Origin of the sequence: Pseudomonas sp. R2-7-07 (assembly GCF_003852355.1) — a bacterium.
In the GTDB taxonomy this organism is placed as follows: Bacteria; Pseudomonadota; Gammaproteobacteria; order Pseudomonadales; family Pseudomonadaceae; genus Aquipseudomonas.
Genome location: NZ_CP027759.1, coordinates 842,911 through 854,591 on the forward strand (window position 1 = coordinate 842,911; position 11,681 = coordinate 854,591).

The window sequence follows — 11,681 nt, forward strand, 5'->3', positions numbered from 1 at the left end:
TAACGCATCCGAAACTGACCCACCGCCATCGGGAGCAAGCCCCCTCCCACATTTGAATGCATTCCAAGTCTTGGATCAGCGCCCGAGCATCTTCACCCACCGCGACGGCGGCATGCCGTAGGCGCTGCGAAATTGCCGGGTCATGTGGCTTTGGTCGGTGAAGCCGGCGGTCATTGCCGCATCCACCAGTGGCAGGCCCTGGGCCAACAATTGGCGCACCAGGTCCAAGCGACGCATGGTCAGGTAGCGGTAGGGGCTGGTGCCGAACAGCAAGCGGAAATCCCGCGACAATGCCCAGCGGTCGCGCTCGGCATGCTCGGCCATTTCATCCAGGGTGATGCTGCGGCCCAGGGCGCTGTGGATAAATTCCCGGGCGCGCTCAGCGGCGATGTAGTCAAAGGATTTGCGGTTGGCGATTGCGCCGCACGCCTCGCTCAGCGCCTGGGCCAGGTCGAACATCGCGTCCTGCTCCTGCATCGGGTCGATCGGGCAATCCAGGCTTTGCAGCAACACTTCGCTGGCACGATGCAGCCGAGGGTCGGTGGACACACCGCCGGGTATGAAGGGCAACGGCTTACCGCCGAGGATCTGCTGGATCAGCGCCGGCTGCACATAAATCATCCGGTATTTAAAGCCTTCCGTGCTGCCAGCGCGGCCGTCATGGACTTCATCGGGGTGAATGACCATGGTGGTGCCGGGCAAGCTGTGGGTCATGCCGCCGCGATAATGAAAACTCTGCACGCCGAACAACGTGCGGCCGATGGCGTAGGTGTCGTGGCGATGGGGGTCGAACGCAAAACCGGCAAAGTACGCCTCGATACGGTCCAGGCCGCTGGCGTGCGGGGCGCGGTGCAGCCAGTCGAGGGTGTGGGTAGGGTTGCCCATGGTGACTTGTCACAAAAGGAGGTGGAAACACGTTAACCCAGTCTGTATGCCTTGTCTGCCGAGGTCTTGTACGATCGTGCAGAGGCTGGCGAGCCTTGGCAGGAAGCCTTGCTTTCAACTCGCCGCGCCACACAGGGCGGGTCAATCGCCCAGTGCTTCGCCTTCGCGCCGTGGGTCTGCACCGCCGCTGAGTGACACCTTGCCCTGAGCATCCCGTGTGCGAACGATCGCCTGGACGCCGCTGGTCATCTCGATCTCGCTCAGCGCATGGCCCTTGCTCTTCAATGCCTGCTTCACGCCCGGGCTGAACAACCCGGCTTCCAGTTCGGTGGCGCCGTTGCGGCTACCGAAATTGGGCAGGCTGATCGCAGCTTGCGGGTCGAGTTTCCAATCGAGCATGGCCACCAGTGATTTGCTCACGTACTCGATGATCTGCGAGCCGCCCGGCGAACCCACCGTGGCCAGCAATTCACCGCTCTGACGATCGAACACCAGCGTCGGCGCCATGGCCGAACGCGGACGCTTGCCGGGCTGCACGCGGTTGGCGACGGGCTGGCCGTTTTCTTGGGCAATGAACGAGAAGTCGGTCATCTGGTTATTGAGCAAAAAGCCCTGCACCATCACGTGGGAGCCGAACGCTGCTTCCACTGTGGTGGTCATCGAAACGGCGCCGCCCTGGTCATCCACGGCCACCACTTGTGAGGTGGAGATGCGCAGCGGCGAACGGTCTGGCGCGTAGGCTACCCGGATGCCCGTCGGTTGGCCTGGCTTGGCCACGCCCATGCTGCGTTCACCGATCAGTGCGGCGCGCTGGGCCAGGTAATCAGGGGCGATGAGACCTGCGACCGGCACCGGCGTAAAGTCCGCATCGGCCACGTAAAGTGCACGGTCAGCGAAGGCCAGGCGCCCGGCTTCAGCGATCAGGTGCACGGCCTCGGGCGTCGGTTCAAGCCCGGCGGGCGAGGTGCTCCGGATTGGCGTCATCGGCGCGATGGCCAGGCGTGGATCGCGGGTCTCCAACGCTTGCAACGTCCCGAGGATTTGCGCAACGGCGATCCCACCCGACGATGGCGGCGGCATGCCACACACCTTCCAGTGTTTGTAGTCGGTACACAGCGGTGTGCGCTCTTTGGCGGCGTAGCCCGTAAGGTCGGCCTGAGTCAGGCTGCCAGCATTGCGATTGCCTTGCACCTTGCGCGCGATCTCATCGGCAATCGAGCCGTGATACAGCGCATCCGGCCCTTCCTTGGCGATGCGTTTGAACACCTTCGCCAGCGCCGGGTTCTTCAACAGCGTGCCGGTGGCTTTTGGCGACCCATCGGCGTTCAGAAAGTAAGCGGCCATGTCCGGCGATTGCGCGATAAAGCGGTCGGCCGCGATCAAGCTGTGCAAGCGCGGGGAAATCGCGAAACCCTGTTCGGACAAACGAATCGCCGGTTCGAACAGCTTGGCCCATTGCAGATGGCCGTGCTGCTTGTGCGCCATTTCCAGTGCCCGCAATACCCCTGGCGTGCCCACCGAGCGCCCGCCAATTTGCGCATCGGTGAATGCCATCGGCGTACCGTCGGCGTTCAGGAACAACCGTTCTGTCGCCCCGGCCGGGGCGGTTTCACGGCCATCATAGGCGTGCACGTTTACGCCGTCCCACAGCATGATAAAGGCGCCTCCGCCGATGCCGGAGGACTGCGGTTCCACCAGCGTCAGCACCGCTTGCATGGCGATCGCCGCATCGATTGCCGAGCCGCCCTGGCGCAACATCTCGCGCCCGGCTTGGGCGGCCAGCGGGTTGGCGGCGGCGGCCATATGACGTTCGGCATGGCGGGGGGTGAGGTCGGTGCGATAGCCCGAACCCAGCTCCGGGGCGGGCGGTGGTTCATTGATTGCGGTGTGGCAGCCGGCCAGGGCGAGGGTGGTGGCAACTATTGCCAGTTGACGGCGGGAAATAAAAAGCACGCGCTGAACTCCGTTCATCTTGAGAATGATCTGGTCTTCCTGTCGGCAGACTTTAACGCACGAAAGACGGGGAGGGGCGAGCGGGCTGTTTTTTCTGGCTGAGCCCGTCGAGGCCTGGTTTTATTCCGCGACGCTGGAACCAAAGCCGCGTAAACGCTCACAGCATTACTGGTATTAAGCTATTTCTGGAGCCAGTTATGCACAGAAGACTAGACAATTTGCCCCACGCGCCGCTCAGTGTTATCGACCACTACTCCACGCCCGACAAGGCTGCGGTGCCCACCCAGCAGTCACCCCGCTATCAATCGTTGACTCCCGCCTCAATGCTGTTTGATATCCGCCTAAAAGACGGGCAGCTGGAACCTGACACGACCAGGGTGGCACGCGATATCGCTCTTCATCTCAACGCGCCAACCAGACACTTTGCCGCCGATGGCGCCTGCGCCGCAGGTACCTTGCGTGTCAGGGATGAACGAGATTACCTGTTTCATATTCAGTCTACGCCCGCTGTCGCGGCGGTATTCAAAAGCAGCGTGCCCGATCCTGTCGGCGGCGGCGGGGGCGTTTCGTCATTTGACAGCCCTGGTCGCGGGCATTTGGCAAGCGTCAGCGGTGTACAGACGACGGTCGACGGCAAGCAGTTTCGTCTGGACGAACAGCGCCTGTATCGCTTCGAACCTCTCACCCTGGCGTGGTTGCCCGACCCCGACAACCAGGCCTACAGCCGTATTGGGCTGACCGGTGAGGGGCACTTGTCGAAAACACCCCAGGGGGCGCTGGACAGCAGTGCGCAGGGGCGCAGCTCGGTTGTATTAAGTCAGGTTCAGGGCGCGCCGATGGTGCAGATTCAAGGTGCCGGGGCGGCGGATGTACGCCCGGTTGATGAGACCGGCGCGCCTGTGCAACTTACCCGAATCGGTTTGGCCGGCAGTACGCTGTATGGGGCCACGGCCGACGGCGAACTGCTGCGCGCGGATGTGCGCATGGCTCGGGACGGCGTGTTGCCGATGGCTGCGCAATCGCTCGAATCATTGGAGCAGGCGTTAAAGGGCGCTGTGCGTGTCGAAGGCTTCTTCCATGATGATGCCGGGCAGCTCAATGCCCAGGTTCGCGATGCCCGGCAGCAACTGCACAGCGTACCCTTGGATAATGCAAGCGGGCTGCGCCCTCAGTGGAACCTGAGCGATGTGTGGGTCAAGGGCATCGAGAAAGGTCTGCCGTTGCCCAGTCAGCAGGCGCTGACGACCGCAGTCGACTTGGGCCCACGCGGCAAGGTTGCGTTTGACGCAGGCGCGTTGTTGAGCTGGGACGCGGCTGCGCAACGTTGGGATCACTCGGGGCTGCAGGGCGTCACACAGCTGGAGCGAGGGTTGGACGGACGTGCCTATGTGCTGCAGGAAGGGCAGCTCAAAGCGGTGACCCTGCAAAAGGTGCGTGACCCCGTCTTCGAGGGGGCCAGCCATGAATTGAGCGCACTGCCCAAGCCCCGTCCTCAAGTGTCACTTGACGAGGTGCTGGCGGGCGATCCTCAGCGCCCTGTCACAGGATTCGCTATCGCTGACGGTCGCAACTTTGTAACCGTCGATAAAAACCATCAGCTCCAAGCCTGCGTGGATGGGGTGGTCAACCCGTTACGGCTTTCCCCCGCGCTCGCCATACAAACCCTGGCGCTCGATCATGAAGCAAGTCTTTATGCGCACACCCAGGCGGGCGAATTGTTCAAGGCGGATTACCACGCCTGGCAGGGCGGCGATGGTGCCGCGCCAAGCTGGACCCAGATTGAATTACCGCAGGGCCAATCGCTGGATTCCTTGCGGATGGGGGCAGATAAGCATCTGGTTGGCGGATGGAATAAACAGTTCCATCGACTCGATAAGGCGGCCTTGGGCGCAATGGCGTGGGGGCCGTTGGCAGTGGCGGTGCAGCGGCCCTCATTGGCCGATACGTTATCGGCCGCGCAGATGCGCAAGCCGATGGCAGGAGGCGCGCTGACGGCCACAAGCACTGTCGTGGGGCAAACCCGTGAAGGCGTGCCGCTCCAGCGCAATTTTTTCCAGGGACTCAATGCGCACTTTCATCCTCTGGAAGCCATCAGTGAGAGAGGCAAATCCATTCAACATCACGTAAACGGGCGCCGGGGGCTGGAGCACGTTTACGCTGACGATAAGCAACTGCACCAGCAGCTCGCATCGCTTTCCAAGAGCAAGCCGGTTGCCGCTGACCTGAACGCGCGTCTCGCCGCCCTGTGCGAGCCCGGGCCGCGTCAGGCATTGGCCATGCGGATCAGCCAGGCGTTGACGCAGGTAACAGAAAGCAGCCAATCGAGCGCCCGCCTGTTAGGAGACGTACACGGGCTGGCGTTTGACCCGCGGCCCACGCTGAGCCGAGCGCTGACGAGCCCTGAGTCGACGCTGCACCAACTGCATGAGGCATTCAAACGGGTTGCGCCTTCATCCGAGCCTTCAACCGCAGGCCTGCTGGCCAACTTCGAAGGTCAAGGCTTGACGTTGCCCAAGTGGAAACCTGAGCGTAAACGCGATCTTGACCACCCTGCGGCCATCGTCGAGGGCGACCTTATTCACCATGCCAATACGCTCAAGCAACTAAACGACTTGGTCAAGGAACTCGACAGCACTACTGGCCACAGCCCCAGTGCCTTGAAAAGAATCGAAGCGTCCATGGGCACTGTGATGAAAGGGTTTGATGACAGCCCTGTCCATAAACTGGCCAGCCAGAAAGTCGCCAGTTATAGCCAGGCGGAATCCCTGTATGACAATTTCAAGCTATTGGCCAAGGACCTTGGCACGCCGGGGTCTGCCTTGCATTGGCACCTTTCGGGCCTGCTGGGGTTGCCCGCCGATGCGTCCATTACGCAGGCAATGACACAGCAAGTGCAGCAGATGGAAAGTGGTCAAACCCTTAACCCCAGCCGAACCCAGGGCGAAAGCCTGGGGCTGATGGTGACCGGTATAAAACCTGCGCCAGCCGTAGAGTTTTTTCTGGGAGCCTCCAGGTCTCATACGCATGGTGTGAGTATCACCCGTACCGACAAGGGAGCCAGGGTCCAGATCAGCCGCGACGATATGCGGCGCCTGGCCGGCTCCGTGGCCACGGGGGCGACGTTAGGTCGCGGGGACGGTGCAGTGGGGCCCGGCCTGAGAGTTGCCGGTGAGCTGACGGCCGCCGTTGTGAAGAACACTGGATCGAACATCAGTTTCGATGTGAAGGAGTCGGACTTCGGCAAGATGATGTCGATACTTATGGGGCAGTCCGGGGGCTTCCACGACTTATTGGCGCTGGGAGAAAAAGGCGCAGTTGGCGAAAGCTCGAAACTCAGTGCTGACGTTAACCTGGATGGGCTCGCGCAATTACGTTTGATGTACAGCCCGCAGGAAGACATCGCCGAGTTGGATTCAGTGATACGCGCCGGGATTGGAGTGATGGGGAACCTTAACCTTGCGCACACGGATAAAAGCCAAGCCACCACGCGCTCTGCGACGGGCACCAGCCGTGACCAGGCAAGCAGCGCACAGTGGCTGAGGCAGGGCGGCGTGGGGGCCAACTTTGCGCCGATCAGTACGTTGGCGTTGGCGGGCAGTGCCGGGGCCAGCGGGCCGGCGACGATGGTTGCTGCCTCGGCGGACGTATCGGTCATGGTGAAATTTGACCGGGGGCAGTCACAGGCCTTCAGCTTTTCTTTCAAGCCGCCGCAGCCAGTGACTCAATCTCAGGTCGATGATATTCACAGCAGCCTGTCACTGTATTCCCCCCAGTTCAAACGGGACTTGGCCGCCGCTGACCCGTTGGGCGCGCAGGGCTCCCCAAAAGAACAACTGGCCAAGTTGCAGCAGTTTCTTTCCACTCATCCGGCGTTGGCGACAAAGCCGGACGCTTATTACGCCATCAGTCAGTCGCTGGACACGTTGATGACCCAACAAGACTTGATGAACAAGGGGCTGCAGCAGTTGGCATCGGTCGAGTCTTCCGTCACGCGCGTGGGGTTACGCGATAACGGGCGGCATGACTGGTTGGACGATGTCGCGCCGGCCAACAAGGCCGCCATCGAACAGTGGCTCAAGGATGACCCGCAGTTTGCCCAGGTGATCGGTCAACTGCAGCGGGGTGACGGGACTTCACTGAGGCTTGGCATGGAGCTCAAGCCAGAGGTTCTACGCACCATCGAGCGCAGCCTGCTCGCGGGCGCAGATACCGAGCCGCTGATCAAGCAGGCACTGGGAGATCCGAACAACCTGCGCGTCAAAAGCATGAGCATGAGCTACACCGCGAGCCAGTCCCATGGCATGTCGGTGCCAGCCATGATGAATCTGAGTTTTTCCAGCAGCGCGGCCGTCAGCTATACGCAAAAACAGGTCAACGTCGACTTCGAGTACGGGGTGGATGCGGATAAACCGCTGCGGATGAACTTGAACGATACGCTGAGCAGCCTGCCTGGCCATGACCTGACGATTGACCTGGGGGACCTGCGCATAAGGACGCCGGCTTCCATCGCCTGAAAGGTAAACGGCGGGCATAAAAAAACGGCCTACCTTTCGGTAAGCCGTTTTTAGTACTTGGTGGCTACACAGGGACTTGAACCCCGGACCCCAGCATTATGAATGCTATGCTCTAACCAACTGAGCTATGTAGCCAAGTGGCGCGCATTATTCGCGCAGAACGGGAATGCGTCAAGAGGTTTTGTTAAGTTTTTTCTACGCTTTCAACTGTTTAACGAAAAACAGGCTGATTGGCGACGAGCGGCGGGGGACTCTTCAGGCTGCGATTCTCGGGCGGTCGCGCCTATCAAGCGTCAATCGTGTTGGGCAGATATCCCTTTCGCCCAACGGTGTTGCTGTGGCGAGACTTACGGCAACGGGTTGCGCGTCACGCGTTTGAGCTGTTCGCGCGCTCGCGACAAACGTGAGCGTACCGTGCCGATGGGGATGTCCAACGCATCGGCGGTGTCCTGATAGCTACCATCGGTCTCGAGCGAAGCGTAAAGCGTTTTGCGCATTTCTATCGGCAGGTGGTCGATGGCGTTCAGGGTCTTTTCAAGCCGTCGGTTGACTTCAAACTCCCAGTCCAGGCTGTTGTGTTCTTCCTGGCCATGCCACAACGATTCATCGAACTCGCAATGCACCGGTTTGGCATACATGCGCCTGAAGTGGTTGCGGATCAAATTCTGCGCAATTCCGCACATCCAGGTGCTGAGTGTGGCCTGCCCGCTGAAACGCTCTCTGTTGCGCCATGCTTCCAGGTAAGTCAATTGCAGCAGATCGTCAGCATCTTCAGGGTTGAGCACGCGTTTATGAATGAAGCGTCGCAGTTTTTTTTGCTGGTCGTCCGTCAGCTGGACCATGAACTGAGGCGAATTGCCGACGAGGTGAACTAGATCGCCAATAGGTATTTTCATGTTGTTTTTCCTCCGGGAAGGCTCGATCGAAATGGTTTCGATAGGGACCCCTTTTGCACCGGCTGTGCCAAATGGGAAAAACACACAACTTATTGATTTATATAGATATACATTTTTTGTTAGGGGTTTTCTGTGCCGTAACTTGCAAAGAAGACGATCTGGGTGTGCGGGTATTTTCATACCCCTCGCCGTGAAATGTTTTGATGGAACTGAACCGCAGCGGCTTGCCACATAGGGACACAAACTTCCCATTCTGGCCCGCCCATGAAAGTCGAATCCTTCAACGATGTGCAGCAGATCCAACCTGCGGACAAACCCAGTGTGAGCACTGTCGATGTGCCAATCCGTTCGCAGGGCTTAGATGACATCGCGCAGATTTTCAGCGAAGAAGTGGCACTCAACGCACAGGCCCTGGGCCGGCGATCCATTGGCACAAAAGTTTCGCCTGTCGCAGAGTTCGTGCAGCTCTATGAACAACTGGGCCACCCCGGCCTGGCCACGCTGGAAACCGTTGTTCGTCGGCTTCGGTTCGAGTTGCTGCGCAAGCCCACTGTCGAAAAATTGGTAAGCCATGCCGGGGGTGACCCCGCGCGTGCCTTCGTGGTGCTTCAATTCATCGCCAACGAAGCGCAAACCAATGGGCTGACAGTAGAAGAGGGCCTGGCGCGCGGGGCCTTGAAAGCGCTGAGGCAGGATTTCGGCGGGCACATCCAGGCAGGCCTGAATATCGCCTTGGCATTGAAGGAGGCCAGCGCTGACCCGCAGGAGCGTCAGGACGTGCGTGCGCTTTATTACGCCTCCGTGGTCGTTCGCCAATCCTTGGCGTTGATGCTGCAGACGCTGTTGAAGATGTACGGCTTAACGGCGTTTTCTAAAGGCGTCGACCTGATGACTCAGGCTCTGAACAGCGATATCGCGGCGCACACCCAGTCGGTGCCCACGGAAAAATTGCACCTGCTGCTTAAGGGGTTGGCGCAGTGTCGTCAATTGCGCTCGGTGCTGGGCAACTGTGATGCGTTGATCCGGCGCCTGAACGTCGATCTGGAGGCGGTGGATTTATTGCAGCGTTTTCTGGGTTATGCCAGTACCGGTATCGATGCGGCCGAGGTGCAAAGGCTGGCCAGTGAGTTTGGGGGGACGCTGCTTGCCGCTCGTCTGCGCTCGCTTAATGAATTGGCCACGGAAGTAAAAAGTCTGCCCAAGGACTGGTGGCTTGATGCGCAATCCCAGGCATCTGCCGTGAAAGCGTTCAAGGACGTCATGGTTGAGTGGGCGCGCGAAGAGCGCGGTCATCAGACGTTTCCCGGCGAGACGAGGACGTCCGGGTGACACTGCTGTCATCGGTCAATGTCGTGCTGCTCAAGGTGGCGCGGCGTGCCGAAGTGCTCGGCGCGGTGGTGGTCCTGGCCATCGTGTTTATCTTTATCGTGCCGCTGCCCACTTGGCTGGTGGACATCCTGATCGCGTTGAACATCTGTATTTCCTGCTTGTTGATCGTACTGGCGCTGTACTTGCCGGGGCCGTTGGCGTTCTCGTCGTTTCCATCGATCCTGCTGTTGACCACCATGTTTCGCCTGGCCCTGTCGATTGCCACCACACGCTTGATTCTGCTGGAGCAGGACGCGGGCGATATTGTGGAAGCGTTTGGTAATTTCGTGGTGGGCGGCAACCTGGCGGTGGGGCTGGTGATCTTCATGATCCTGACCATCGTCAACTTCCTGGTGATCACCAAAGGTTCGGAGCGGGTCGCCGAAGTGGCTGCCCGCTTCAGTCTGGATGCGATGCCGGGCAAGCAGATGTCGATCGACAGTGACCTGCGCGCCGGGTTGATCGACGGTATGCAGGCTCGGGACAAACGTGAGCAGTTATCCCGCGAAAGCCAGCTGTTCGGGGCGATGGACGGGGCCATGAAGTTCGTCAAGGGCGATGCCGTTGCCGGGCTGATCATCGTGGTCATTAACCTGCTGGGAGGCTTTTCTACCGGCATGTTCCAGCACGGGATGAGCGCGGGCGAGTCGATGGCGCTGTATTCGGTACTGACGATCGGCGACGGCCTGATCGCACAGATTCCCGCGCTGCTGATCTCCCTGACGGCAGGCATGATCATTACCCGGGTGGCGCCGGACGGGCGCAAGGGCGTCACGAACATGGGCGCCGAAATTGCCCGGCAGATGACCAGCGAACCCAAGAGCTGGATGATCGCGTCGGTGGGCATGTTGGCCTTCGCCACGCTTCCCGGCATGCCTACCGTGGTGTTCATTCTGATTTCGCTGATGACCGGCTCCCTGGGGTACTACCTCATGCGCCAGCGTCAGCGCGAGGACTCCCCGGCGGCGTCGGACGAAAAAGCGGTCCGTCCGGAAGAGAACGGCAGTGAAGACCTGCGCGGCTTCGACCCGTCACGGCCGTATCTGCTGCAATTCAACAGCCAGATGTACGGGGCCCCTGAGGTCATCGACATCGTGCAAAAAATTCGTCAGGCCCGAAATGCGCTGGTCGCCAATATCGGACTGACGCTACCCCCGTTCGAAGCCGAGTTCAGTGAGGCGCTGGCCGTCGACGAGATGCGCTTTTGCGTGCATGAAGTTCCGACCGTGACGGCGACCCTCAGCGACCGTGTTGCGGTTGAATACGCCTCCTTGGCGCAGCCCCCGGACAGCGGCGATAGAGGCCTGGCCGAGCGGGACGAAGCGGACTGGCTGTGGCTCGACCCTGATGATCCATTGCTCGATGACCCCCAGATTGAGCGTTTCAGCGCCCAGAGCCTGATCATCGAACGGATGAAGCGGGCGATGTTGCTGAGCGGACCGCGGTTTCTCGGCATCCAGGAATGCAAGTCGATCCTCAGTTGGCTTGAACACAACCAGCCGGAGCTGGTGCAGGAGCTGCAGCGCATCATGCCGCTTTCGCGCTTTTCGTCGGTGCTGCAGCGCCTGGCGAGTGAGGGTGTGCCATTGCGCGCCGTACGTTTGATCGTCGAGTCATTGATCGAGTACGGCCAGCATGAGCGTGAACCGGATGCCCTGGCCGATTACGCACGGATCGCCCTCAAGTCGCAGATTTTTCACCAGTACAGCGAAGCCGATGGCCTGCATGCGTGGCTCCTGTCGCCCCAGACCGAGAACATCCTGCGCGAAGCGTTGCGCCAAACCCAGAGCGGGGTGTTTTTCGCCCTCGATAACGACAGCAGTGCGGCCTTGGTCGGGCTGCTCAACCAGGCCTTTGTGCTAAGGCCGAAAACCAAGAGCGTGCTGTTGGTTGCCCAGGATCTGCGCAGCCCGTTACGGGCGCTTTTGCTGGATGAGTTCAACCATGTGCCGGTGATGTCTTTTGCCGAGCTGGGGAGCAACTCCAAGGTCAAGGTATTGGGCCGTTTCGACCTGGGCCAGGACGAACCAATGCGTGGGGCGGCGGCATGAGCGCGTTATTTTTA

Annotated in this window: 6 protein-coding genes and 1 tRNA gene; 3 read left to right on the forward strand and 4 right to left on the reverse strand. The window is 60.3% G+C overall.

All coding sequences use genetic code 11. The features are described from left to right. Positions 1–75: 75 nt before the first annotated feature. Positions 76–885 (reverse strand): AraC family transcriptional regulator, encoded by an 810-nt coding sequence (locus tag C4J86_RS03560; RefSeq protein ID WP_124365728.1) that lies wholly within the window; start codon positions 883–885, stop codon positions 76–78. A 141-nt stretch (positions 886–1,026) separates the two neighbouring features. Next, positions 1,027–2,838 (reverse strand): gamma-glutamyltransferase, encoded by a 1,812-nt coding sequence (gene ggt / locus C4J86_RS03565; protein ID WP_372239253.1) that lies wholly within the window; start codon positions 2,836–2,838, stop codon positions 1,027–1,029. 197 nt (positions 2,839–3,035) lie between these two features. Here ggt and C4J86_RS03570 point away from each other — a divergent pair, with 197 nt between their 5' ends. Next, positions 3,036–7,352, forward strand: coding sequence for an AvrE-family type 3 secretion system effector (locus tag C4J86_RS03570; protein WP_124369494.1), 4,317 nt, complete (start codon positions 3,036–3,038; stop codon positions 7,350–7,352). Between the two features lie 58 nt (positions 7,353–7,410). Here C4J86_RS03570 and C4J86_RS03575 read toward each other — a convergent pair. Together C4J86_RS03575 and C4J86_RS03580 are read right to left on the reverse strand one after the other, a co-directional pair. Next, positions 7,411–7,487 (reverse strand) — tRNA-Met (locus tag C4J86_RS03575). Positions 7,488–7,699: 212 nt separating this feature from the next. After that, positions 7,700–8,248, reverse strand: coding sequence for an RNA polymerase sigma factor (locus tag C4J86_RS03580; RefSeq protein WP_124361172.1), 549 nt, complete (start codon positions 8,246–8,248; stop codon positions 7,700–7,702). A gap of 264 nt (positions 8,249–8,512) precedes the next feature. On the opposite strand from C4J86_RS03580, the gene C4J86_RS03585 reads away from it, so the two are divergent. Then, positions 8,513–9,577 (forward strand): HrpJ domain-containing protein, encoded by a 1,065-nt coding sequence (locus C4J86_RS03585; protein WP_124369495.1) that lies wholly within the window; start codon positions 8,513–8,515, stop codon positions 9,575–9,577. Beyond that, positions 9,574–11,667: a type III secretion system export apparatus subunit SctV gene (gene sctV / locus C4J86_RS03590; protein WP_124369496.1), complete on the forward strand. Its 2,094-nt coding sequence runs from the start codon at positions 9,574–9,576 to the stop codon at positions 11,665–11,667. Before C4J86_RS03585 ends, sctV begins: the two co-directional genes overlap by 4 nt. Positions 11,668–11,681: the final 14 nt, after the last annotated feature.

Bases quoted from the DNA above. Each gene is read 5' to 3' on its own strand.
- C4J86_RS03585 (WP_124369495.1), top strand. From the start codon at position 8,513: ATGAAAGTCGAATCCTTCAACGATGTGCAGCAGATCCAACCTGCGGAC.
- C4J86_RS03570 (WP_124369494.1), top strand. From the start codon at position 3,036: ATGCACAGAAGACTAGACAATTTGCCCCACGCGCCGCTCAGTGTTATC.
- C4J86_RS03560 (WP_124365728.1), bottom strand. From the start codon at position 885: ATGGGCAACCCTACCCACACCCTCGACTGGCTGCACCGCGCCCCGCAC.
- C4J86_RS03580 (WP_124361172.1), bottom strand. From the start codon at position 8,248: ATGAAAATACCTATTGGCGATCTAGTTCACCTCGTCGGCAATTCGCCT.